The sequence below is a fragment of the Apilactobacillus zhangqiuensis genome, from assembly GCF_019656215.1.
In the GTDB taxonomy this organism is placed as follows: Bacteria; Bacillota; Bacilli; order Lactobacillales; family Lactobacillaceae; genus Apilactobacillus; species Apilactobacillus zhangqiuensis.
Map to the genome: position 1 here is coordinate 18,496 of NZ_BPLK01000004.1, position 23,094 is coordinate 41,589.

25 protein-coding genes are annotated in these 23,094 nt (G+C 37.4%); 8 read left to right on the plus strand and 17 right to left on the minus strand.

The window, feature by feature from the left end:
• Nucleotides 1-9: 9 nt before the first annotated feature.
• The 8 genes from ychF to K5Q07_RS04650 form a co-directional block, all read right to left on the minus strand.
• Complete coding sequence (gene ychF / locus K5Q07_RS04615; protein ID WP_220729924.1) at nt 10-1,110, minus strand: redox-regulated ATPase YchF; 1,101 nt, start codon at nt 1,108-1,110, stop codon at nt 10-12.
• 27 nt (nt 1,111-1,137) lie between these two features.
• Nucleotides 1,138-1,326 (minus strand): DUF951 domain-containing protein, encoded by a 189-nt coding sequence (locus K5Q07_RS04620; protein ID WP_034532678.1) that lies wholly within the window; start codon nt 1,324-1,326, stop codon nt 1,138-1,140.
• Nucleotides 1,327-1,340: 14 nt separating this feature from the next.
• Nucleotides 1,341-2,222, minus strand: a complete 882-nt coding sequence (locus K5Q07_RS04625) for a ParB/RepB/Spo0J family partition protein (protein WP_054606192.1) — start codon at nt 2,220-2,222, stop codon at nt 1,341-1,343.
• The gene (locus K5Q07_RS04630; RefSeq protein WP_220729925.1) at nt 2,212-2,979 is read right to left on the minus strand and encodes a ParA family protein; all 768 of its coding nucleotides are present in this window, start codon (nt 2,977-2,979) and stop codon (nt 2,212-2,214) included. The genes K5Q07_RS04625 and K5Q07_RS04630 overlap by 11 nt, the downstream gene beginning before the upstream one ends.
• 19 nt (nt 2,980-2,998) lie before the next feature.
• Nucleotides 2,999-3,736 carry a 16S rRNA (guanine(527)-N(7))-methyltransferase RsmG gene (gene rsmG / locus K5Q07_RS04635; RefSeq protein ID WP_220729926.1) on the minus strand — a complete coding sequence of 246 codons (738 nt, stop codon included), beginning with the start codon at nt 3,734-3,736 and terminating at the stop codon, nt 2,999-3,001.
• 175 nt (nt 3,737-3,911) lie between these two features.
• On the minus strand, nt 3,912-5,231 hold the full coding sequence (locus K5Q07_RS04640) for an NCS2 family permease (RefSeq protein ID WP_220729927.1): 1,320 nt from the start codon (nt 5,229-5,231) through the stop codon (nt 3,912-3,914).
• Nucleotides 5,232-5,270: 39 nt separating this feature from the next.
• Nucleotides 5,271-6,518 carry a NupC/NupG family nucleoside CNT transporter gene (locus tag K5Q07_RS04645; protein ID WP_220729928.1) on the minus strand — a complete coding sequence of 416 codons (1,248 nt, stop codon included), beginning with the start codon at nt 6,516-6,518 and terminating at the stop codon, nt 5,271-5,273.
• Between the two features lie 87 nt (nt 6,519-6,605).
• Nucleotides 6,606-7,421, minus strand: coding sequence for an alkaline phosphatase family protein (locus tag K5Q07_RS04650; RefSeq protein ID WP_220729929.1), 816 nt, complete (start codon nt 7,419-7,421; stop codon nt 6,606-6,608).
• A 221-nt stretch (nt 7,422-7,642) separates the two neighbouring features.
• Between K5Q07_RS04650 and K5Q07_RS04655 the strand changes: the two genes are divergently transcribed.
• Together K5Q07_RS04655 and K5Q07_RS04660 are read left to right on the plus strand one after the other, a co-directional pair.
• Nucleotides 7,643-8,242 carry an SGNH/GDSL hydrolase family protein gene (locus K5Q07_RS04655; RefSeq protein ID WP_220729930.1) on the plus strand — a complete coding sequence of 200 codons (600 nt, stop codon included), beginning with the start codon at nt 7,643-7,645 and terminating at the stop codon, nt 8,240-8,242.
• 86 nt (nt 8,243-8,328) lie between these two features.
• The gene (locus tag K5Q07_RS04660; protein ID WP_220729931.1) at nt 8,329-9,051 is read left to right on the plus strand and encodes a hypothetical protein; all 723 of its coding nucleotides are present in this window, start codon (nt 8,329-8,331) and stop codon (nt 9,049-9,051) included.
• Between the two features lie 3 nt (nt 9,052-9,054).
• On the opposite strand, the gene K5Q07_RS04665 is transcribed toward K5Q07_RS04660, so the two are convergent.
• The 4 genes from K5Q07_RS04665 to K5Q07_RS04680 form a co-directional block, all read right to left on the minus strand.
• On the minus strand, nt 9,055-10,857 hold the full coding sequence (locus K5Q07_RS04665) for a putative glycosyltransferase family protein (RefSeq protein ID WP_220729932.1): 1,803 nt from the start codon (nt 10,855-10,857) through the stop codon (nt 9,055-9,057).
• Nucleotides 10,858-10,921: 64 nt separating this feature from the next.
• A complete protein-coding gene (locus tag K5Q07_RS04670) occupies nt 10,922-12,691 on the minus strand; it encodes a putative glycosyltransferase family protein (RefSeq protein WP_220729933.1) in 1,770 nt (589 codons plus the stop codon).
• Between the two features lie 12 nt (nt 12,692-12,703).
• Nucleotides 12,704-13,570, minus strand: a complete 867-nt coding sequence (locus tag K5Q07_RS04675; RefSeq protein ID WP_251067638.1) for a DNA/RNA non-specific endonuclease — start codon at nt 13,568-13,570, stop codon at nt 12,704-12,706.
• A 113-nt stretch (nt 13,571-13,683) separates the two neighbouring features.
• Entirely contained in the window at nt 13,684-15,042 is a 1,359-nt protein-coding gene (locus K5Q07_RS04680) for a hypothetical protein (RefSeq protein WP_220729934.1), read from the minus strand.
• A gap of 173 nt (nt 15,043-15,215) precedes the next feature.
• Between K5Q07_RS04680 and K5Q07_RS04685 the strand changes: the two genes are divergently transcribed.
• From K5Q07_RS04685 to K5Q07_RS04695, 3 genes are all read left to right on the plus strand, one after another.
• A complete protein-coding gene (locus K5Q07_RS04685; RefSeq protein ID WP_220729935.1) occupies nt 15,216-15,473 on the plus strand; it encodes a hypothetical protein in 258 nt (85 codons plus the stop codon).
• Nucleotides 15,474-15,546: 73 nt separating this feature from the next.
• Nucleotides 15,547-15,852 (plus strand): hypothetical protein, encoded by a 306-nt coding sequence (locus K5Q07_RS04690; RefSeq protein ID WP_220729936.1) that lies wholly within the window; start codon nt 15,547-15,549, stop codon nt 15,850-15,852.
• 159 nt (nt 15,853-16,011) lie between these two features.
• Nucleotides 16,012-16,905, plus strand: a complete 894-nt coding sequence (locus tag K5Q07_RS04695) for a LysR family transcriptional regulator (RefSeq protein WP_220729937.1) — start codon at nt 16,012-16,014, stop codon at nt 16,903-16,905.
• A gap of 35 nt (nt 16,906-16,940) precedes the next feature.
• On the opposite strand, the gene K5Q07_RS04700 is transcribed toward K5Q07_RS04695, so the two are convergent.
• From K5Q07_RS04700 to K5Q07_RS04710, 3 genes are all read right to left on the minus strand, one after another.
• The gene (locus K5Q07_RS04700) at nt 16,941-17,189 is read right to left on the minus strand and encodes a DUF2922 domain-containing protein (protein WP_220729938.1); all 249 of its coding nucleotides are present in this window, start codon (nt 17,187-17,189) and stop codon (nt 16,941-16,943) included.
• Between the two features lie 21 nt (nt 17,190-17,210).
• Nucleotides 17,211-17,411, minus strand: a complete 201-nt coding sequence (locus K5Q07_RS04705; RefSeq protein ID WP_220729939.1) for a DUF1659 domain-containing protein — start codon at nt 17,409-17,411, stop codon at nt 17,211-17,213.
• 82 nt (nt 17,412-17,493) lie between these two features.
• Entirely contained in the window at nt 17,494-17,961 is a 468-nt protein-coding gene (locus K5Q07_RS04710) for a sigma-70 family RNA polymerase sigma factor (RefSeq protein WP_220729940.1), read from the minus strand.
• A 199-nt stretch (nt 17,962-18,160) separates the two neighbouring features.
• On the opposite strand from K5Q07_RS04710, the gene K5Q07_RS04715 reads away from it, so the two are divergent.
• The gene (locus K5Q07_RS04715) at nt 18,161-18,595 is read left to right on the plus strand and encodes a GNAT family N-acetyltransferase (protein WP_220729941.1); all 435 of its coding nucleotides are present in this window, start codon (nt 18,161-18,163) and stop codon (nt 18,593-18,595) included.
• Nucleotides 18,596-18,633: 38 nt separating this feature from the next.
• Here the strand turns inward: K5Q07_RS04715 and K5Q07_RS04720 are convergent, their stop codons facing one another.
• A complete protein-coding gene (locus tag K5Q07_RS04720) occupies nt 18,634-19,197 on the minus strand; it encodes a hypothetical protein (protein ID WP_220729942.1) in 564 nt (187 codons plus the stop codon).
• Between the two features lie 56 nt (nt 19,198-19,253).
• The gene (locus K5Q07_RS04725; protein ID WP_220729943.1) at nt 19,254-21,026 is read right to left on the minus strand and encodes a hypothetical protein; all 1,773 of its coding nucleotides are present in this window, start codon (nt 21,024-21,026) and stop codon (nt 19,254-19,256) included.
• A 153-nt stretch (nt 21,027-21,179) separates the two neighbouring features.
• On the opposite strand from K5Q07_RS04725, the gene rlmD reads away from it, so the two are divergent.
• Together rlmD and K5Q07_RS04735 are read left to right on the plus strand one after the other, a co-directional pair.
• Nucleotides 21,180-22,583, plus strand: a complete 1,404-nt coding sequence (gene rlmD / locus K5Q07_RS04730) for a 23S rRNA (uracil(1939)-C(5))-methyltransferase RlmD (RefSeq protein WP_373310038.1) — start codon at nt 21,180-21,182, stop codon at nt 22,581-22,583.
• A 22-nt stretch (nt 22,584-22,605) separates the two neighbouring features.
• Nucleotides 22,606-23,043 (plus strand): hypothetical protein, encoded by a 438-nt coding sequence (locus K5Q07_RS04735; protein WP_220729945.1) that lies wholly within the window; start codon nt 22,606-22,608, stop codon nt 23,041-23,043.
• Nucleotides 23,044-23,094: the final 51 nt, after the last annotated feature.

Here is a 23,094-nt window from a genome sequence, read left to right on the forward strand (position 1 = left end):
CCTTTCCGATTAAACGTTGAATCTAAAGTTTACAATGTCACCATCTTGCATAACATAATCTTTACCTTCAACACGTAGCTTACCAGCTTCCTTAACGGCTTGTTCGCTACCTAGCTTATCTAGGTCGTCAAATGCCATTACTTCAGCTCTGATGAAACCACGTTCGAAGTCTGAGTGAATAATTCCGGCAGCTTGAGGAGCCTTAGTACCCTTTAGGTAAGTCCAAGCCTTGGTTTCCTTACCACCAGCGGTGAAGAATGTTTCTAGACCTAATAGGTTGTAAGAAGCACGAATTAACTTGTTTAGACCTGGTTCACTAACACCTTCGGCTTCTAGGAAAGTAGCCTTGTCTTCGTCATCTAATTCAGCAATTTCTTCTTCTGTTTCAGCAGCAATACCGATTGCTTGAGCGTTTTCCTTAGCAGCGTATTCCTTAACTTGTTGGAAGTACTTTGAGCCTTCAGGATCAGCCATGTCATCTTCTGAGATGTTAGCTACGTATAGCACTGGTTTTGAAGTTAATAGGAATAATCCCTTAACAATCTTTTGTTCATCTTCATCAAAGTCAATTGAACGCACTGGTTTACCGGCTTCTAGAACTGGCTTAATCTTTTCTAGGACAGCTAATTCGGCAAGTGCATCTTCATCCTTACCCTTAGCAGCCTTTTGAACACGACCTAAACGCTTAGTAACTGCATCTAAATCAGAGATACCTAATTCTAAGTTGATTGTTTCAATATCAGCGATTGGATCAACATTACCAGTAACGTGGGTAATGTTGTCATCGTCAAAAGAACGAACAACGTGCACAATGGCGTCCACTTGTCTGATGTTTTCTAGGAACTTGTTACCTAAACCTTCACCCTTACTTGCACCCTTAACGATACCGGCAATATCGGTAAATTCGAATGTAGTAGGCACAATCTTCTTAGCTGGAATTAGTTCTTGAATTCGATCAAGTCTGTCATCTGGTACTTCCACCATCCCTACGTTTGGGTCGATAGTGGCAAATGGGTAGTTAGCCATTTCCGCACCAGCTTTAGTAATCGCATTAAATAGTGTAGATTTACCGACGTTTGGTAAACCAACAATTCCTGCTGTTAATGACATATTAATAATTCACTCTTTTCTTTAGATTTAGTCTTCTTGTGTACTTTGAATTACTTTTTTCATTTTCTTTTCAAATTCACGACGTGGAAGCATAACCACATGGCCGCACTTTTGACATTCAATCTTAATGTCTGCACCCATTCGAATAATCTTCCAACTATTCTCTCCACATGGGTGGGCTTTCTTCATCATGACAACATCATTTAATGAATACATATTGAGAACTCCTTTTAGTCTAAATTAATATCTAAAATTTGCAAAATGCGGTTTAAATCATCATCTGATGCGTAACTGATTTCAATCTTACCGGTTCCCTTCTTAGAACGGTTATTTGAGATTGAAACGGATGTTTGGAATTTGTCTTGTAGTTCATTCTCAGAAGCACGTAAGAATGGTGACTTCTTGGTTGAACGACGTGGCTTCTTTTTCTTCTTAGGTGATGAACTTAGGTTTTCAATTTCCTTTTCAAGTTGACGAACAGTCATTGTTTGTTCGTAAGCCTTCTTGGCTAGCTTAATTAGTTCATCCTTTTTCTTAACTGATAGCAAAGTTCTTGCTTGGCCCATTGAAAGTTGATTCTTGGTCAACATGTCCTTTACTTCGGTTGGTAAACCTAATAGACGTAAGTAGTTAGCGATGTATGGACGTGATTTACCTAAACGTTTTGATACTTCAGCTTGAGTAATGTCTAGCTTGGTCATCAAAGTGTTGTAAGCTTCAGCTTCTTCGATTGGATTTAAGTCCTCTCTTTGAAGGTTTTCCATCACGGCGATTTCCATCATTTGTTCATCAGAAGCATCACGAACAATTGCTGGAATCTTTTCTTTACCTGCCATGCGTGAAGCTCTGAAACGTCTTTCACCAGCAAGAATTTCGTATTCGTCCTTGCTGCCGCTGGTCTTTCTTACAATGATTGGTTGAAATACCCCAGACTTTTCGATTGAACGGGTTAAATCTTTAAGTGCATTTGTATCGAAATGCGTTCTTGGTTGGAAAGGATTTGGAGATAACTTGGTTAGCTCTAATTCCAATACGTCTTCTGAGTTGGCGTCGATATCATTATCAGCAAACAATGCTTGAATGCCTCGACCTAGTCCTTTGTTATTCACCATGAGCAGCTAACACTTCCTTTGCAAATTGCATGTATAATTCTGAACCCTTTGAATTTGGATCATAATCAATGATTGGTAATCCGTAACTTGGGGCTTCTGATAAACGCACATTTCTAGTAATGATAGTATCGTAAACCTTATCACCGAAGTACTTACGAACTTCATCGTTAACTTGTTGAGCTAACTTGGTACGTGAGTCATACATTGTTAGTAGAACTCCTTCGACGTCTAAGTCAGGATTAAAGTGTTTCTTTACTAATTGAACAGTATTTAGCAATTGACTTAAACCTTCTAGTGCATAGTATTCGGTTTGCACTGGAATTAGGATTGAATCACTGGCAGTAAATGCATTAATGGTGATTAATCCTAATGAAGGTGGACAGTCAACTAGTACGTAATCATATTGATCTGAGACAGATTTTAGGGCATTTAATAAACGTGTTTCTCTCGCCATTTGGGGAGTTAATTCAATGTCGGCCCCTGATAGTTGAATTGTTGCTGGTACAATGTCTAATCCTTCATGTTTTGAAGGAATAATGGCTTCTGAGATTGGTTCTTCATTAACCAAGATATCGTAAATATCCTTTTGGATGTCGGATTTTTGAATACCTACTCCTGAAGTTGCATTTCCTTGGGCATCAGCATCAATTAGTAATACCTTTTTGCCCATTGTTGCAAGGTCTGCACCAAGGTTTACAGAAGTGGTAGTCTTACCAACTCCACCCTTTTGATTAGCTAATGATATAACGTGTCCCATTAAAAACCCCTCCTCTAGTCTACTTATTACTTGAACCAATTGGTTTCTTGTTCGGTGTACCCGCTTTTCTTGGGTATTGTTTTGGTGTGTTCTTCACTTTTTCTAACACAACCATATTACGTGGATCATTTGAGACTGGAAGATTAAACTCATCATCTGAAATCATCTTACCACCTAGAGTAGTAATCGCGTTTTTTCCATCTGATAGTTCATCCTTGGCCTTTGATGCTTTTAGTGCAATCATCTTGCCTCCCACTTTAACTAGTGGCAAACAGAATTCAGCAAGCACGCTCATTCGAGCAACTGCCCGTGCAGTTGCGATATCAAATGATTCACGGTATTTAGATTTTTTACCACCAAATTCTTCTGCACGAGCATGATGTAATTCAACATTAGTTAAACCTAACTTGTTAACTAGTTCGTCCAAGAAGTTGATTCGTTTGTTCAATGAATCAATGATGGTGACCTTTAAGTTAGGAAAAACAATTTTTAACGGAATTGATGGAAAACCAGCACCGGCTCCCACATCACATAGGGTTAATTCTTCGGTTCTCAATTCATCTGCAAAGAATGCAGGAGTAATTGAATCAAAGAAATGTTTTAAATATACTTCATCTCTATCAACAATGGTTGTTAGATTAACATGTTCGTTAGTGGTAACTAACAAATCATAGTAATCGGCAAATTGTTGCATTTGGTGGTCAGTCAATTCGATATTGCGTTTTGCTAATTGACTCTTGAATTCTTCTGGATTCATGCAAATCCTCCTATTGTGAAACATGATTGTTTCACATCTATCTATACTTTAACTGATATTAATCTTTTTTACAATCATGAAACATATACTTCTCCATTATAACCAAAATTAGGCTAATTCGTCACTAGATTATCAAAAAAATACATATAAAAAGACGATCGTTTGATCGCCTCTTTTATAGCATTGCTGTCATTATCAAATTGATTAAAAACAACGCACTTAAAATATAGTTAATTATACTGATGGTTTTGATTTGGCCGTTAAAGATTTTCACGATTGGATAGGCAACAAACCCGAATGCTAATCCGATTGAAATGCTTCCAGTCAATGGAATCAAGACCACGATTAGAAAGGCTGGGAACCATTCGGCAAAGTCATCCATGTTAATCGTCTTTAAGTTAGATAACATTAATGCACCCGTAATGATAATTACTGGAGCAATCGCCGCTTGTGGTACCAAGTCCAAGAAACTGATGAAAAAGGTTGAAATTAAAAACATAATTCCAGCGGTAATCGACATGATTCCGGTTCTCGCCCCTAGTTGAAAACCAGCTACACTTTCCGCGGCTGAAACCGTTGGACTAGTTCCTAAAATGCTAGAAATAATTCCGGTAATCGAAACACTTCTAAATGTCTTTTTGAACTTTGCCATGTCCGGTAAAATTCCGGCGTTTAATCCCATCGATTCAAACACCAAAATCATTGTCATTGAAAATGACGCCATGATAAATGGTGTCGTCCACACGTTTGAGAAACTAAAATCAAAGAGTGATTTATGGTACTGCAAGATATCAATCAAGTGAGTGGTCTTAACCCCACTATCGTGAATGTGGAAAACAATGCCGACAATCGTGGTAATTACGATTCCAATAAAGAAGTTTCCCTTCACGTTCTTAAGGTATAGGACAATCGTTAAAACCAAACCAAAAATGGCCAATAAAAGCGATGGATTTCTAAACGATCCAATCGTTAATAATGAATTCTTCCCTTGTTGAATCAATCCGGCTTTTTGCAGACCAATCTCAACTAAAAATAAACCAATGCCGGCGGTAATCGCTGATTTCAATGAATTAGGAATACCACCCTGTAAGATATCAGTAAAACGGCTAAATGCGATTAAAGCAAACGCAATTGTCGAGACCAAAGAAACGGTCAACGCTTCTTTGTATGATAGTCCCATGTTTAACACCATCGTATAGGTGAAGAATGCATTAACACCCATCCCCGGCGTAATCACGACCGGTGAGTTCGCATAGAATCCCATAATGAAACATCCGATTACAGAACTAATAATTGTCGCAAAGACGGTCTGGTGAACATCCATCCCCGCATCCGCCAATATCATGGGGTTAACCACTAAAATATAAGAGATTGCGAAGAATCCGGTGATACCACCTAAGACCTCTGTCTTAAAAATTTCTTTATCCCTTAAAACGTCTAAAAGAGACAGCGAGGCTGTCTCTTTTTTCGACGTTTTGTTCAACTTATTACTCATTAAACAAAATCCTTAATCTATATATATTATGTTTCTATTTTACCATACAAATAGACCAACGATTCCTGCAGATAGTAGAGAAACTAAGATCCCTGATATAACCATGTACCCTACACTCTTTGAAATAGCGTTGTTCACTTCACGATTAACAATACCCTTGAATGCACCAATAATCATTCCCACTGTAGAAAGGTTAGCAAATGAAGTTAGGAAGACAGTTAATTGTGCTTGATAATGTGGTGCATATGAGTGAATGTGTGATGATACTCTACCCATAACAACGAATTCGTTAGTTACAAGCTTAGTACCCATGTTTTGTGCAAATTCAAATGCGGTGTGCACGTCTGAACCCATTAGCCAAGCAAATGGGAACATGATGATTCCTAGGATGTGTTCTAGAGATAAATTATGGTTAATTGAACCTAAAATTTTATCAATTAATGCAGCTAAAGCAACGAATGCGATAACGTTTGCAGTAATGATTAAGATTAATTTACCGGCACCCAGGATTGAATCACCCAAGAATGAGAAGAATGGTTCTTTTTTAGCTTCTTCTTCGTTTTCAGGATGTTCACCAACGGCCACTTCAGCAGTTTGTGAAGAGCTACCTAACTTAGCGATAGTGTCTTCTTCTGGAGTAACTGAAGTTGGCATTAAAATACTAGTTACAATAACAGCATTTAAGATGTTCAATGGAACGGCAGTCATTACGTATTGACCTGGAACCATTTGAGTGTATGCGCCTAAAATTGAGGCAGTCACACATGACATTGACATCATGGCAATGACAACATTTCTTGCGGCTGAAATTTGTTTTAATTGTAGAGTTGAAACAGCAAGTGCTTCAGTGTTACCTAAAAACATCATTTCAACTGCGAAGAATGATTCAAACTTAGGTTGGCCAGTTATGTATGCCAAACCTTTACCTACCCACTTGATGATCCAAGGTAGGACTCCAATGTAAGTTAAGATATCAAACACTGGAACGATTAATAAAATTGGTAGAAGTGCTGAAGTTACAAAGTCCATTTGTTTCATGTGAACCCAACTTGGTAGTGCAAATTCAATTCCTTGATATGCTACTTCAACTAAAGCCTTGAAACCGTTAGCAGCACCTTCAACAGCAGCACGCCCCCATGAAAATTGTGTTAAACAGTAAGCGATTACTAGGTTTAACACTAAAACAGTAATTACTGAACGCCATTTAATTTGTTTCTTGTTCTTTGAAAAAACAAATGCAATCCCTAGGAAAACAAAAATTCCCAAAATATTAACTAAATGATACATAAAAATTCTAATCCTTTCTCTGCGACAAAAAATATAGTGACAAATAGCTTATTTTAGTTGCGCAACACCCCTTTCAGTGTAAATTAATTACTTAACTTCGTTGATAAAGTTCGGTTTAGTATTTTCCCCATCATCTAAATCAAAGAACGCCACGATTGCGTTTGCAACCGCACCTAGTGAACGCTTAATACCTAATGACTTTCCTTCATTCTTATTTGGATTGAAGACAATTAGTGGTAAGTATTCACGCGTAATTCGATTGTCCATGGTTGGATCAATTGCATATGAGGATGTGATTAGTAGTAAATCGTTATCCCTTAGTCGTTCTAAGACCTTACCAATTGTTTCGTCCAACACATTTAGTTGTTCAGCGTACCCAACACTATCATCCATTCTGGCGAAGTGTCTTAGTTCCGGTAACTGACAGTAAATTAACCCGCTCTTTTGGGTCCTCATTTTTGATGACAATTCAATAAAAGCCTTGCTATCATCGGGGACTTGGACCATTGAAATATCGTCTTGTTTTTCCCAATAATAAGCAAAGCTTGAAATAATTGAAACACTATGTTGTTTTTCTGCCAACAAGTCCATTACTGAAGCGGTACGGACACCGGCAGTGTAGTCAAACATCTCACGAAATGAGGCACTACCCCTGTTGCTGTCAACAGTGGTAACCATCTTCCCAAAGAAGCCACGAGGTGCATCAACTTGTGGAATTGATTTAATCTCGTTGTCCCAGCGAATATTGCCAAGACCTAGGTTAATTAAATTAGAAACACTTAGCCCTTTATCAGCAATGTGGCCTAATGTGTCGGCACCAATAGAATCAAAGCGATTGGCATCGGGAGCTTCGCCTAAACCAAGTGAAGCAATATCCAAAACAATCATTCTTTTGTGTGTCATTGTGTGCCCTCCTAATTTTATTTATTAACAAATGAGTATATCATAAATGGCTTTTGTGTCAATAAAAAAAGACGCGAATAACCGCGTCTTTTTTGGCTTATGCGCCCCTGCCAAGGACCTCCATTATACCAAAAAGATTTATAAGTATATAAAATTAAATTTTTACTAATTTTTTGATATTATTATAGGTGTTATATACATATTAATCGGAGTTGATTAAATTGGATCTTACAAATAAAACAGTCGTCACCTTAGGAGATTCAGTCACTAGGGGCTTTGATGGTACTGTCAATCTACGCTACAACTACCCACGATATTTAGCCAAATACTACAATTGCCGTGTCTGCAATAACGGTATCAATGGTGCCACGATTTATGAAACACTTGAAAAGGAAGTCGAAAAGATTAAAGACAACCAATACGATGCAATCATATTAATGATTGGTACTAACGACTATGGTCACCTAGACGTTCCATTGGTTCGTGTCATATCGAAACTAACCAGATTAGTGCGCCAAATTATCAGTCAACATCACGAAGCCAAAATCTATGCGGTTCTACCATTGACTCGTTTTGACGACGATCAAAACGCTGCCAGCGTGATGAGATACTCTGACTACACGTTTAACCAACTACTAGATGGCCTAGCGGAAGTCTACTCGGCATTTCAAATCCCATTTATCGATTGGCGTGAATACCACTCTGAATTTATCACTAACTTCAATTACAAGGACATGTACCAAGATCAACATGTTCACCCTAACGCATATACTTATCGCAAACTTGCCTTTTACATCGGTGATTTCATCAAAAATAATTAAGATTTTCTTAAATTGGCCAAAATAATTCGCCTTAAGAATCCTCTCGTGCTAGCTTAAAAACGCAAAACACACGAGAGGATTTTTTTATGAATGAAACAAATTTGAAAAACGAAGCGATTGAAAGCAAAGATGGCACCACGTTTGTCGACATTAATAAGCTTCCAATCAGTCTAGTCAACCACCGGTTTAACTTCAAACAGATTAATTGGCACGACTTATTAATGTTGGTAGACATCGCCGATAGAAGTAAACGGTATGCAACCATGGTAATCGAAAATGGTTTTAACTTTTATCTATTAAAGTCATCGACCACCGCTTTAATTAATAAGAAGCTACAAATGGAATGCATGTTGCATAAACACTTTAATCGAAGTATCTGCGAAGAGTTGCACATCAAAAATAAGTTTCCCATCCTAACGACCGAAACATCCCTCATCCCACTGCCCGCTTCTCATCGTAGTCGGACCTACTCATGGTTCAACGCTAACCTACTGAGCTATTGTATCCCCTATTCCAACGACAAATTTTCGTATCTGTACATGCACGACAAGGAAACTCATCTCAAGGTCAATGCAAGTGGTTATTACCTGCAAAACAAATTTAAGGACCTGATGATGATTCATAACTTTATCATCTATTACACTCAAAGAAGCATTAACTGTATCAACTTTGTCAAACAAAGTCGTTTTAATAACCCTAATCTATCCAGTGCCAACTCGGTTATATTCGATGATCAAATATATCATGACATCTATTTAAAGACCGCCAAGTACATGTACGAGGATTATTTAGAAAATAAAAAAGAGTAACCTTTATTGGTTACTCTTTTTGTTTTTAAATCTTCTTACAATTACATAGCCAAAGACACCAACCCAGCTAAGTGTGGTAACTAGGAAAATCATATCCATTCCTAATCCGGTACGGTAGGATACCGTTAGCACATTCTTGCCTGGTTTAGCCTTAACGGTCACGGCACCAACTTGACTGATACGCGCTGGCTTAATTCTCTTACCGTTTAGGACTAGCTTAGTTGCCGCATACTTAACGACAGTTACACGATAGCGAGTCGTCTTAGCATGATGGTTATGCCAAATGACAGTTAGTGAGCCATCCTTGTTAACCTTCTTGATGTAACCACCCTTAATCTTATAGTTGTGTTTGATTAACTGACGGTGATTATTTAGGTATGGATGAACGCTGGCATAATTATCTTCGTTCACCGCCTGAGTGCTTGGTAGATAATCAGGCGTTGTCTTTAGGATATCATTAATCAAATACGACTTATTAGGACTTTCTAGATCCTGAATATAAGTACGATTGTTCCTCTTATTATAACTAAATGCATGGTTAACCGGAACCACTGTGTCGCTGTTTTGCTTCATCGCAACAGTTTGTGATACGCCCAGGTTAACTGCTTGGAAGTTTGATTCCATATTCAAAGCAAAGACAAAAAATAGGATTGCAAACGTGAATAATCGACTTGGATAGTGCAATGGCTTGAGCGTCAAAGCATACTTATCGTTTGTCAAAATCATTCCTAGTAATAAGAAGAATAGGATAAACGGAATCACTGCGAAACGTTTTGGAAATTGGACTAATGTGGTTAATTTAGGAAATTCCACTTGTAAACGAGTCCATGGAACGATATTGGTTGATAGGACTAAGAATCCAAAACCAACACAACCCAATGTTTTCACAACGTAGTTTAGCTTCTTCCATCTAGTAATCACATAGTAGATAACATATAGGAAAATCAATAATTCCATTGGTTTAACAACACTTTGAATGGATTCACCATGAAGTGAAACCGTAAATAGTTGCATGCTGGTTTCTGGGAACGTTGGAATCAAGAAATTATTCTTAAAGATTGAAATCATGACCCCCCAGACGTTGAAGGTCAACGCTAGCGTTATCGCAATCGCAATCAAGCCATCCTTAATCATCTTCCATTTTTCCTTGGTCAATACCAAAGAAACGATAATGATTGGAACAGACGCTCCAAAGGCAATCAAGCTTGAAACCACGTGGGTTTGAATTAAGACTGCCATTCCGACTGCAACACCTAATACCGGAATTCTTAATCTTTGTAGCATTAAGGTAATCCCAATGAAGAATACCGGCATGACAGCGGCACCCACCCCGGTAAATTGTTGAGTGATTACCCAGGTAAATGTAGATGAACCAATCATGTAAAGTGATCCCATTAATACGGAATATCCGCGGCTGACGCCATTGACCTTACATAACCAATACATTGAAAAAGCTGCAATCAACATCACTAGTAACGAGATGATGATTTCAAAGACAATCCAGTTGTAACTTAGTAATAAAATAAATCCTGCGATATAAGCAACTACAGGTCCATACAAAGCGTTAACAATTCTTCCCGTTTGCAAGAAACCATAGTTCATTTGGAAGTAATTATAACTTCCATTTCTGATTTGCTCAGCAGTGTCATAAAAACGATTAAAGTGAAAAATCGTATCGTAACTCAAGATTAACGTATTGTTTAAAATCAAACCGCTAAGCGCGATTAACCCCAATAATCCAAATACGAGCAGTGGGAAAAAGCGACTTTCATATACTTTTTTAGCCGCATTTCTCAGTTGTTCCAAAACTATCCCTCCAGTAATCGGAAACAATTAGTTTCCTTACAAAACGCCAAAAGGCCCTTAAGGCCTACTTGTTACGTCTAATTTTTGTTAATGCAAAAATACCAAACAAAATCCAACTAATCCATGTGATTACCATCATCAAGCGAATAGTAAATGACGTTACATACTTGATGTTGATACGGTTGTTACCCTTCTTAGCTGAGACGATAACTGCGCCAAGTTTAGTTGTCTTTACATTCTTAACGGCTCCATTAACCGTTACTTGTGTTTGGGCATACTTAACCAATGGAACTTGAATTTCTTGTGCTTTCTTGAGTTTGAACCTAACAGTTAATGATCCATCTTTTCTCACAACATGTTTGAAATGAAGTTTCTTGTTATGGTTCTTTTCAATATATTCCTTGTAATACAATTCGTATGGATTTAACTTATCGTATTCACTATGGCTCTTAATTTGTTTGTATGAAGGCACATAATCAGGAGTCGCCTTAATAATATCTTCTAACAAGTTAGATAGTTTGTGGCTTTGTGTATCCTTTTGAATAGTTCTATGGTGTTTTTTCATGTAGTAATAAATTGAATTGTCATTCTTGTTATTCTTATGACGCTTGGTGTTCAAGCTGACATAGTTAACACTACGTTGGTGAATGGCATAAAAGTCCAATCCGGCACTACCAACGATTAACAACAAGACAGTTACTACAACAGCATAGTTACTCTTATGAGTGTTGTTTCTAATTTCATAGGTTAAAATTTGTCCGAAAGTGACCAACAAACATACAAACGCAATTACCAAGAAACGTTTTGGAAATTGGAGTGTGTATGATAATTGTGGAATAAAGTATTGGAAAACTCCCCATGGGAAGTGACTCCAAGAAATTACTAGGAAGAAGAATCCAGTTAGTGCGGTTGTCTTAGTTAAGATATCAACTTGTTTGAATCTTCTAATAACAAAGTATAATACAAAAATGAATAAAATAAACTCGGTCGGTTTCATAATGTTCACTAATGATTGAACATTGAAGTTGTATCCATAGGTACGAACTTCTGGAACTGGGTAGACCGGAAGTAAATGATTGGTAGCAGAAATGTAGATTAAGTTGTACCAAACATTAATGGTTAATACCATTGTAATTAAGGCTGCGTAGATAGTATGTAGTAGCATACGAACGCGTTGCTTTTTATCGACTGCCTTAATCATCCCAACAACAAAGAAAGGAATAATTCCGATGGCAGTAATCATGGCACTCATCAAATGGGTTTGAACCAACAAACTCATGACAAACGCGAATCCGATAAATGAGACATCATTTTTTCTTACCATTTGGGTAGCATAAATCATGACGAATGGCACAATCATTGCCCCTACCCCGGTAAATTGTTGAGCGGTAACCCATTGCATTACCAATGATGAATACATGTAGATGAATCCCATGAAGATAGCTGGATACTTGTCGACGTTGTTAACACGACATAATTTGTACATTCCAAGTGCGGAAACAATCAACACGATTAAATCGGTTAGAATTTCAAATTTAAACCAGGTCCCTGCTAGTAGTAAAAGAAAGCCACCAACATAGGCTGCCACTGGGCCATACAATGTACTCAACATTCTTCCTGTGCCTAAGAAACCATAGTTAGTTTGGAAATAACTAATCTTGTGGGTCTTTAATTGCATTGCGGCATCGTAGAAACGGTTAAAATGAAATAGCGAATCTGATCCCAAGAATGTTTGTTTCTTAATTAGTGGAATCGCAACGACTATTAACGCTAGAACTAAAAAGATAATAAATGGCGTTAACCATTTTACAAATTGCTTTACTTTTTCCATCATTAATTCTCCTCATTATTCAGCTACACTGGTTCCATCAGCGTAGTTAAGCTTGAATCCTTCTTGAATATTCTTAATGTAAATATTAAATGAAATGGCATTGCTACCAACTGATTTAGCTCGCATAATCACACCCGATGCTAACAAGTTACTCTTCTTAAACACCGGTTTAACTTGATATCTTACATAATGGTGGTGATTACTGCGGAGGTAGTATGCAACCTTGTTTTCAAACGTACTCATTGCAGGATCATTTAATGAACGCGTTCCTGTCATCAGGTTACGAAGATTATTATTTTGACCCGTAAACTGATAGCCGATTAAATGGCTACGGTTATACAACCATGTGCCATCGTCTTTTTTATTATGCCAACCCGTTGGATCAACATATAAAGGTTCTCTTTTAACCTTTGGCATCAATGAATAGTTTAACATTGCATTCGCAGTGGTTGAACGATTGAGCTTATCCAAGCTACCATACCTTGCCCATGCGCCATGCTTTAATGACATTTGAGACTTACTAAAGGCTGGATTGTTTCCATTTAGAATCACAATTTGATTCTTGCTAATCTTAGTCTTACCACTATGATTAACTGCTTGCTTATGTATCTTTCTGGCTTTTTTGGCGGTTACTTTAGTAACGACGGTTCTACGGCTACTTTCGTCCTTGGCCAAAGTAAGACCACGTGACTGCGCCTGGCTTAAGGTCACGCGATAAACTTGGCGTGCCCGCTTTAACCCCCAATCGTTTCGATTGTAGTAATATCTCTTACCAGTTCTTGTAACATATACGTAGGTTTGTGCATTGACTACTTGTCCAGAATTTGAAAAACACATTAAAAGTACAGTTATCAATGACAAGAAAACTAAGAACTTTTTCAAATTTTATCACTCCGTTTTAATCTTATACATTAATAATAATACATATTTATATAATATTCACTGAAAATTAAAGAAAAGTAAAAAAGCCTCCCCCATTGGAAAGACTTTTTGATTTATTTGTAGTAAAGAGTAACTGTTGGGTTACTTGGATCAATAGCAGTTGTGTCAACTCCAACGAATTGTAGTGAACCTGCACCGCTAGTTGATAGTTTTGACTGGTCAATGCTTAATAAGTTACGGTTAGTTAAAATTTTCTTAACAGCATCGGCACTAACGCTTTGACCGTTTAGAACTAATTTTTGGTTCAATAAATCTTGACCAGCTTCATTTAGTGTAGTTACTAAATCAGATGAAGGAGTCAAAAGTGAGCCAGTATCTTTTTGCTTAATAGCAATTGTTAAACGAGTTGCTGGAACAGCATTTAAGTTGATAATTGCAGTTCCCCCGTTTACGATTGGTCCGTCAGTATTGATGGCATTTGCATCTGTAGTAATTTGGTAGTTGCTTGGAATAAACTTAGCGATTGAATCAGGAGTTACAGCGGGAGTACCGTTTACTGATAAATCTGATAAGTTAACAATCTTAGTACTTACAAAGTTGCCATTGTACTTGAATACTAGGTTGTAAGTACTTGGTTTTGGTGTAGTTGAGTTAGTTTGGTTTTGCTTGTTGTCAGAAGGAGTCTTCGCAGGTGTCTTCTTCTTTGTGTCCTTCTTAGTGGACTTCTTAGCGTTGATAGCAGTAGTGCTACCGTGATAGATCCAACCGTTAACACTCTTCTTCTTAGTATCTTGAACGTAGTAGTATAACCAACCACGAGTATTGTATACGGCTGATTCAACAACGAAATCATCGTTGATGTATGAAGCCTTCTTATGACTTACGACACGGGCGTTATAACGACTGAACTTAGGGTAAGTCCATAGTTTGTCTAAGATCTTAACGTTAACGTTATTTGGCTTAGCACCGTATCTTAGGGTTCTGGTAGCTGAAATACCAGTATTCTTAGTAATGTTATCCAAGCTGTATTGGAAATCGTTCTTACCTACGTAGATCCAACCTCTATACTTGCCACCTAAGGTAACGACGTGAGCATAGTATAGACCAGTGTTGGTCTTAGCCATTCCATAAACATGGAATACGTTTTCAGGTAACTTAGATTTTGCTAAGCGACGCATTGTGGCCTTGTTGGCAACGACCTTAGCATTACCTAATTTACCAGGTTTGTTCATAATGCTAACTACCCCGTTAGATTTAGCATATGCAGCGTTTTCTGCAAAATGAACTTTGTAGTATTTGACAGTTACTTTTGTTTGTTTTTTAGTGTGCTTCCCTGTTTTTGCCTTTTTAACAACACGTTTAGTGGTAACGTGTTTCTTGGCATTAGCTGTGGTTGAGTTAACCGCAGCTAATGAACCTAATGCAAAAAGAGTTAGTCCAGCATAGACTGTCTTCTTTAAAAATGATTGCATTTTGATTCCTCCAATAATTTTATAATCTAGATTATAACACATTTTAATTTTTTAACTATTCTATTACAAAAATGCTGTGTTGTATTAATTTTTTTTAAAGATGGTGCCATATTTTAGACATTTAATATAAAAAATATTACAGTAGTGTAAACAGATTAGTGGAGGTATTGCCGATGACAGATACGTTTAGTTCGAATAATCCAAGTATGCATCTATTGGCACAACTTAGATTACGTAACTATTTTGCCGGTTATTTAAAACAGATCATCGCCAAGAGATTCGGTGATGATACAAAGTATCCTCAATTCGAACAACTATTAAGTGAACAGAATAACTTTGAAGTTGTTAACTACCTACTAGTCTTAACTGATAAATACCGCAATCGAGAAAATTTATTAAATGTATTGATTGATATCATGCAAAGAGACTGATTTCGTCTCCTTCGCTATTTAAGCTACGAACTCTTCTACTATTTTAGATAGATATTTGAAGGGAGGGATTTCTTTGCGTAAGTTATATAGAGGACTTAAATTGGATGCCAAGTTCGAGCAAGCCAATCAACATCTCCGTCGTAAGCTACGTCAACAAATCCAAAATAAGCTTATCAAGTATGTCGGAGATAAACATTATTACCCCTGCAATAAGGAACTCGATAAAATCTATTGTGCCAATGACATGCATTACATGCTAACAATCATTACTAGTTCACGGCCTCGACCGTTAGAATACATTATTAAATGCGTGAATAACATGGATGCTCGTAGATATCATCGTTGGTCACAAGAAGCGTTTGGTTTTTGGTATCCATAAAACAAAAAGACGCTATCGTTTCGATAGCGTCTTTTATAATATCCGAATTTATTTCGATAGTTCACATAATTTTTTTCAAATGGTTGTTACATATTTTGACAAAAACATATATAATCTAAAACAATAAGTTTTTTATTGTAGACGAGAGGATTGATGTACATGATTTCTTTTTCATACCAAGCTTTTGTTACCGTAGTTAGCGAAGAGAGCTTTCACCACGCAGCTCAAAAGCTAGAAGTAACACCTTCTGCAATTTCTCATTCAATTGATAAACTAGAAAAACAACTTGGTTTCTCACTACTTATTCGTGATAGATCCGGAGTTAAGTTAACCGAAGATGGTAAGGATGTTTTACCAATTATTCAAGACATCTTAAATAATGAAGAACGTCTTCAACAAGAAGCCAACAAGATTAAAGGTTTAACTTCGGGGACAGTTAGACTAGGTGCTTTTAGTAGTGTCTGCATCAATTGGTTGCCAACAATCATACATAACTTTCACAGTCAATTTCCAAACGTCAAAGTTGAGCTGATTCAAAGTGATTTCAACGACATCACCTTACAAGCCCGCCAAGGTAAAATCGACCTTGGTTTCACTTGTCAGCCAATCAATGAAAGATTAGTAAAGGCCCTATTGGTCAAAGACAAGATTTACTGCATCACCCCTAAAGACTTCGTTCCGGCTAACGGAAAGAGCATTACCAAAAAAGACGTTGAAAACCAATACTTCATTCTTCAAAAGTCTGATTATGATGGTGATACTAAGGCAGTGCTTGATCAATACAACGTTGCCCCTAACTCAATTCAATTCAGTATCGATGACCAATCAATTATCGCAATGGTTGAATCAGGGCTTGGTATGGGGATTTTACCAAAACTAGCATTCCAAAGAATTAACGGTGACGTTTCATTATACCCATTCGACGATGACTTCTATCGTTCAATCTTTATGGTAATGAACTCAGTTCAAATGAAAACACCAGCCGCTCAAAAGATGGTCTCATGTATTCGTGAATTCATCGAATCAAACTATCCTGATGGATACCTAAAATAAAAAGCCGTGTTGCAATTGCAACACGACTTTTTTTATTACTTAGCAGATTTCTTGTCGGTCTTAACTCGGTTATCAAATAAAACTTGGTTATTGGTATCAACAATCTTGGCTGCCACTGGTTCCTTGTATAGACTACCATTTTCGTCTTTAAAAAGATCCAATGCAGCTAGTCGTTGCATTGCTGGCATAATCTTGTCAGCACTCAAGTCCCCTTCTACATAGTTAAAACCTAAGTTCTTGTTTTTACCATTTTCGCTTCTGAATGTTAATTCTAGTTTTTTCATTAATTTAGCCTCCAATTAAAATTAGCCCACGTATTTGCTTTCTTCTACTAATTCAGTTTCTGAAACAGAGTTACCTGTTAATTCGGCAATAATTGCAGTTAGCTGAGCCATTTGTTCAGGTGATACTTCTTGAATTGCATTGGCCAAGTTACGTTTTCTAGCAACTTGGTCGCTTCCTGTTGTAATAACTGTGATTTTTGACTTACTCCATTGTTTTTGCATTATGCTTTACCTCTTTTCAAATCTTCATAAGTGATTAGCGCTAACCCTTACACTATTAATAACGTGTCAGCTGACAAAAGTGTTACCCCAATTTGTAAAATTCTTCCTGGACACCTTTCTTCCATTGATAGACCGTCTTTCGACTCACGTGATATTTTCTAGCAATGTCTGTCACCGTCATCGATTCGTTATAGGCACAACACAAAAACTTTCTTTGGTTGGTGGTACAGTGTAGCCACAACTGATTTAACAAATCGATTCCATCAATTTCGTCGTGTGGAGAAAAGCTATCATCGACTTCTGATTCAACACTAATTACGTGGTTATTGTTGCGTTGTTGTTTTCTTAAAATATCTAACAGATGCCAATAGACCGCCTGAAATAGATAGCCACATACCCGATCATCATCTAGTTCATCGTTGTATTGACCATACTTGGTGGCTAGGTGGATAAAGCCCTCCTGCTTTAAATCCTCAAATTGTGGGTTATCCATCCTGATGTTGAGACGTTTCAATACACCATATACAATCCCGACATGATTTTGCTTCATTAAAAACTCAAATCCTGCATCTAAATTATTCATCTTAATCAATCCTTTAACGTATTGATCAAGGGCCCTTGAACGTATAAAAAAATAACAATGATGCACAAAAATAACACCGTGGCTTTTTTCACTTAAAACTGCAAAATCTTACACTTTCAATATAAAAAATAGTAGAATGAAAATAATCAATCTAGGAGGTTGTGTCATGGAATGGAAAGTAAAAACATTTGATGAAATCACACGCGATGAACTATGGGCCATCTACTACGCCCGTGTTCAAACCTTTGTGGTCGAACAAAAACGTCCCTACCAAGAAGTCGATGATGTCGACAAAAAAGCACTACATATCTGGGCTGAAGAAGATGGGCAACTACTAGCCTATGCAAGAGTCTTCCACGGAGAAGACCACACTTCATTCGGTAGAGTCCTTACTACCCCTGCCGCTCGTGGCAAAGGATTGGGCAAACAATTAATTGAACGCGTATTAAAGGAAATCGACGAACACTTCAATCATCCACGAGTAGAAATCGATTCACAGGATGACAAGGAAGGCTTTTATGCCAAGTTTGGCTTTAAATCAGTCGGCGATGTCTACGAGTTCCACCAAACTCCACACATTAAAATGATTTTGAACAAATAAAAAAATGCATGCAGATAATTTTTATCTACATGCATTTTTTAGTGCATAAATTCCTTAATTTTGTTCATATCAATTACGCTAGATTCTTCTAAATTCTTCAAGTTAAACTCGACGGGATTCAAGTGGACCCTTGGATCGTTAACGATAAACTCAAATCCTAATTGGAAATCCTTTTTGGAGATATCGTTGTGTGATACATCATCATGTTCGTGTTTGGCAATCGAGAAAGCTTCTGCGATAATGCGATTTAACTGTTCGTCATCGCTACTGCGTTTTATCGAAATCGTCACGATATAGTCGTTGGAAATCGGACGCCATCTGGTCAATCCTTCTCTAAACAAATCCAAGTTCACACTATGGGCAAGTTCCTCACCATGTAACGTCATGTAAATCCGATTGAGTTTAATAAACCCACTCGTGTTTAGTTTTTCATCCAAGAAGTAGATGAAGACCCCTTGACCATTGACGGACGAACGATCAACTCTGATTTTCATTGGGGGCTGACGGCGATTCAAGTACAACGCAATATAGGCGGTGATAAAAGTTCCAATCGCACTGGCTAATTCGAAAATATCATTCCAACTTAATGGTTCTAAATGCATTCAAACATCCCCTTCATTAATAAAAAGCAGCCACATAATGTGGTTGCTTTTTAGTTTTAATTAATTGGTGTGGTTGATTTCAATACTTCGGATCTCCAAAGTACTACTAAATAACCATAGCCACTGCTATCAAATGATAGACTTTCAAATTCACGGTTAGTACCGAATGTTGTGTAATGAACATCTTGTGGTTGAATGTTATCGTTTTTAACTTGATCGACTGGAATTGAAACAATCATATCGTTTGATAATAGATATAAACGGTTGTTATTGCGGTTAAATGTGACACCTTGGTTGAAACTACCTGGCCACTTGATTAGTCCCTTCACTGGAGAGAATTGAATACCATGGTCATCCATTGTTCCGTGGAATAATGTGTAGGTACCCTTCATCTTCTTAGGACCACCACGAACACCAAAGTACGCATTACCATCGTTATCAAATGTCAATGTATGAATAGCGTAGAAATGACCCTTGTTGTTTAGCTTGAAACGGTAAACGTGAACCGGATTCATATGTTCAGCATCCATTTCGGTAACTTGATTATAGAAGTCATCACCAACAACTCCAAGCTTATCGTCTTGAGCTAAGTAGACATGGTTATTACTTGGGTTATATGACAATGTTTGACCATGACCAATGTTAGTAACTGGACTAATTGTAAGTAATTTGGACAAATCAAAGTACTTACGGAATAAATCGTTACGTTGGCCAACACGATTAATCTCACGATTATTATGATCAATCTTTGCCCTCCAAGCATTGATTTGCTTGTTGTTCTTAGTAATCACCTTGTTTTGGACTTTTTTAACTTTGTTATAAGCCTTAAATGCCTTAGGTGATAGCTTACTCATGTTCTTCTTTTTGGCATTTAGTTTCTTATATGTCTTGTTTAACTTACTAATTTGCTTTTTTACTGCTCGAGATTTGGCGTGTCTCTTATTTAATTTCTTAAAAGCTTTACGGTTTGCTTTAATTGACTTAGCTAGTTGGTTTCTAGTCTTCTTAGTAGCTTTGTTGAAAGCCTTTTGACTCTTCTTAACTTTAGCATTAGCAGAGTTATTTGCCTTTTTCATCTTGTTAATTTTTGCTTGGATGAGATTGTTATCTCTTCTATAGATATCAGTATTAACAATGAAATCGGATAACTTCTTGCTGTGGTCACTACCGTAAGCAGAGTTTCTGTTAAAGAAGTTAAAGACCTTCGCTAGGATGTTTTGTTGAGTACTATCATCAATCCCCAACTTATCTAAAGCATCTAGTCTAATCTTTACAATTGCACCCTTGTTGGTATTAGTTCCAGCAGATTCAACAAAGTAAATGCTGTCGTTTGCGATGATTCCACCTTGATAATTTCCGTGTTCTTCAGGACTTACGTGAAATCCTTCTGGTAAGAACCATTTTGTCTTAAAGGTTAATGATCCTGTATTGATGGAATCGATTGATGTGTAATTGCTTGGCATCGCCATGTTACGAACACGTGTATAGTTACCCCACGTTGGTGTAATCTTTGGCAAACTAGAATCAATTACATGGTAGTTAGTGCTGCTGTTATCGACATAGGCGTTATCTGTGGTGGTAGTTGGAACGCCATTGGTGTCGATGGAATCACTGATGGTCTTGTTATCGTTAAACTTATCACCAGTTTTTTGTGTCCCCTCGTTTGGCTTTGCTGTGTCGCCATCGATTGATTCAGGATCCTTGTCATCAATGATGTTTGAGCTATTGTTGGCATCTGCGGATACCTTAATTCCAAAGTCAATTGAAGGTAACGAAATTAACATTGCAATGATTGTTAAAAGTAAGAATAAATTTCTTATCTTCTTCATGTCAAAAATCGCCCCTCTTAAAAATTAATCACTGCTTCTATTTAAACCCTTTGGCATCAGTTTTGCAATAAAATAATACACTGATAATTTAAAAACATTTTGAACATGATATAATGTAAATTAATATTGTATAAAATGAAAAGGACGTTTTTAATGGCATACCAAAATCGCAATTATCGTTCTAACTACAACGACGTCGAAGTTGAAGTTGGACAACAATTTAAAATGACCATCAAAAGAATGGGCATTAACGGTGAAGGAATTGGTTTTTATGAACACAAATTAGTGTTTGTTGCCGGTGCTTTTACCGATGAAAAAGTAGTCGCTGAAGTAACTAAGGTTTACCCTAATTACATCAAAGCAAAAGCTGTCAAGATTAACCGTGTTTCGCCTGATCGTGTTGAACCTCGCGATAGTTATGCTGGTAATGTTGGTGGATTCGAACTTGAATCCCTTTCATACCCTGCACAACTTCGTTTCAAGCGTGATTTAATCAAACAAGCGTTAGAAAAGTTTCAACCACAAGGTTACAAGAACTTCAAAATTCGTTCTACCATGGGAATGGAAGATCCTTACGAATACCGTAACAAGGCTCAATTCCCAGTTAGAATGAAGGATGGTAAGGTCATTGCCGGACTATTTAAGGAAGGTACTCATGAATTAGTCGATCTTCCCGAATGTTCAGTTCAATACCCTGCTACCATGAAGGTAATGAGAAAGATTGTTGAATTCATCCAAGAACTAGAAATTCCTGTTTTCGATGAATCAAACAATTCTGGAATCATCAAGACTGTGATTGTTCGTGCTGCATTGAACACCGACGATGTTCAAGTTGTGTTCGTTACCAACACTCCTAAGTTCGTCAAAAAAGGATTCATGCTAAAGAAAATCATGATGGAACTACCAGAAGTTACTTCCGTTATGCAAAACATTAATCCTGGTGACTCCCCTCTTATCTGGGGTGACAAGACTGTCCACCTTGCCGGTAAGGATACCATCATTGAAAAAATTAAGGGACTAAGTTTCGAACTATCCGCTCGTGCTTTCCTACAATTGAATTCAATCATGCTACCTCGTCTATACGAAGTTGCTATCTCAGCACTTGAACTAACTGGAAACGAAAAAATCGTGGATGCATACTCCGGTGTTGGTACCATTGGTTTACCATTGGCCAAACATGCCGAAGAAATTCGTGGAATGGATATCATCCCTGAAGCCGTTGAAGATGCTAATCACAATGCCATCATCAACAAAATCAGAAACGCTTACTACGAAGTAGGTAAAGCCGAAGACCTTCTGCCTGAATGGTTAGAAGAAGGTTTCAAACCGGATGCCATCATCGTTGACCCACCACGTACTGGACTAGACGATAAATTAATTGACGCTATTTTGAAGAGTGCACCAGAAAAATTCGTATATGTATCGTGTAATCCTTCAACCATGGCAGCCGATTTAGTCCAACTAACTCGTAAGTACAAGGTTGACTTCATTCAGCCAATCGACATGATGCCACAAACTCCACGTTGTGAAGCGGTCGTTAAATTTACTAAAAAATAATCGATAGAAAGTAGGTATTCACATGAATAACTTCCCTAAACCACCAGATTTTAAGCAAAATTTCGTCTTCATGATTAAGCGTGATGATCGCATCAAGTTTGGTCGTTTTGGATTCTCCATTCTATCATTCTTGCTACACTGGATTCCTTCAATCTTACGTTCTGATTATTACAACACTGCATGTATCATCGGTGTTGATGCATGTATCTACATGGCTACTCACATGTTCTTACAATTGGTATTGAACGTTGATCCAAGTAACGCCATGAACATCATGTACTTAATCGGTTCAGTTATTTGGGGACTATTCTACAACACCATGTACATCAAACGCTTGGTCAACAAGGGATTTAGACCAATTGACGTTGATTCAAAAAACGTTTTAAAAGAACATCGCATTGACTGTGAACTAACAGACATGACTCCAGATGAAATCAATCATCAAGGACCAATGCTATAAAAGAAAAGACTCAAGATAAATTCTTGAGTCTTTTTTATTTGCGATTTTTTA

Excerpts from the sequence above, each read along its gene's own strand:
- ychF (WP_220729924.1), bottom strand. The coding sequence starts at position 1,110 with ATGTCATTAACAGCAGGAATTGTTGGTTTACCAAACGTCGGTAAATCT.
- K5Q07_RS04620 (WP_034532678.1), bottom strand. The coding sequence starts at position 1,326 with ATGTATTCATTAAATGATGTTGTCATGATGAAGAAAGCCCACCCATGT.
- K5Q07_RS04625 (WP_054606192.1), bottom strand. The coding sequence starts at position 2,222 with ATGGTGAATAACAAAGGACTAGGTCGAGGCATTCAAGCATTGTTTGCT.
- K5Q07_RS04630 (WP_220729925.1), bottom strand. The coding sequence starts at position 2,979 with ATGGGACACGTTATATCATTAGCTAATCAAAAGGGTGGAGTTGGTAAG.
- rsmG (WP_220729926.1), bottom strand. The coding sequence starts at position 3,736 with ATGAATCCAGAAGAATTCAAGAGTCAATTAGCAAAACGCAATATCGAA.
- K5Q07_RS04640 (WP_220729927.1), bottom strand. The coding sequence starts at position 5,231 with ATGAGTAATAAGTTGAACAAAACGTCGAAAAAAGAGACAGCCTCGCTG.
- K5Q07_RS04645 (WP_220729928.1), bottom strand. The coding sequence starts at position 6,518 with ATGTATCATTTAGTTAATATTTTGGGAATTTTTGTTTTCCTAGGGATT.
- K5Q07_RS04650 (WP_220729929.1), bottom strand. The coding sequence starts at position 7,421 with ATGACACACAAAAGAATGATTGTTTTGGATATTGCTTCACTTGGTTTA.
- K5Q07_RS04660 (WP_220729931.1), top strand. The coding sequence starts at position 8,329 with ATGAATGAAACAAATTTGAAAAACGAAGCGATTGAAAGCAAAGATGGC.
- K5Q07_RS04670 (WP_220729933.1), bottom strand. The coding sequence starts at position 12,691 with ATGATGGAAAAAGTAAAGCAATTTGTAAAATGGTTAACGCCATTTATT.
- K5Q07_RS04680 (WP_220729934.1), bottom strand. The coding sequence starts at position 15,042 with ATGCAATCATTTTTAAAGAAGACAGTCTATGCTGGACTAACTCTTTTT.
- K5Q07_RS04685 (WP_220729935.1), top strand. The coding sequence starts at position 15,216 with ATGACAGATACGTTTAGTTCGAATAATCCAAGTATGCATCTATTGGCA.
- K5Q07_RS04695 (WP_220729937.1), top strand. The coding sequence starts at position 16,012 with ATGATTTCTTTTTCATACCAAGCTTTTGTTACCGTAGTTAGCGAAGAG.
- K5Q07_RS04700 (WP_220729938.1), bottom strand. The coding sequence starts at position 17,189 with ATGAAAAAACTAGAATTAACATTCAGAAGCGAAAATGGTAAAAACAAG.
- K5Q07_RS04705 (WP_220729939.1), bottom strand. The coding sequence starts at position 17,411 with ATGCAAAAACAATGGAGTAAGTCAAAAATCACAGTTATTACAACAGGA.
- K5Q07_RS04710 (WP_220729940.1), bottom strand. The coding sequence starts at position 17,961 with ATGAAGCAAAATCATGTCGGGATTGTATATGGTGTATTGAAACGTCTC.
- K5Q07_RS04715 (WP_220729941.1), top strand. The coding sequence starts at position 18,161 with ATGGAATGGAAAGTAAAAACATTTGATGAAATCACACGCGATGAACTA.
- K5Q07_RS04720 (WP_220729942.1), bottom strand. The coding sequence starts at position 19,197 with ATGCATTTAGAACCATTAAGTTGGAATGATATTTTCGAATTAGCCAGT.
- K5Q07_RS04725 (WP_220729943.1), bottom strand. The coding sequence starts at position 21,026 with ATGAAGAAGATAAGAAATTTATTCTTACTTTTAACAATCATTGCAATG.
- rlmD (WP_373310038.1), top strand. The coding sequence starts at position 21,180 with ATGGCATACCAAAATCGCAATTATCGTTCTAACTACAACGACGTCGAA.
- K5Q07_RS04735 (WP_220729945.1), top strand. The coding sequence starts at position 22,606 with ATGAATAACTTCCCTAAACCACCAGATTTTAAGCAAAATTTCGTCTTC.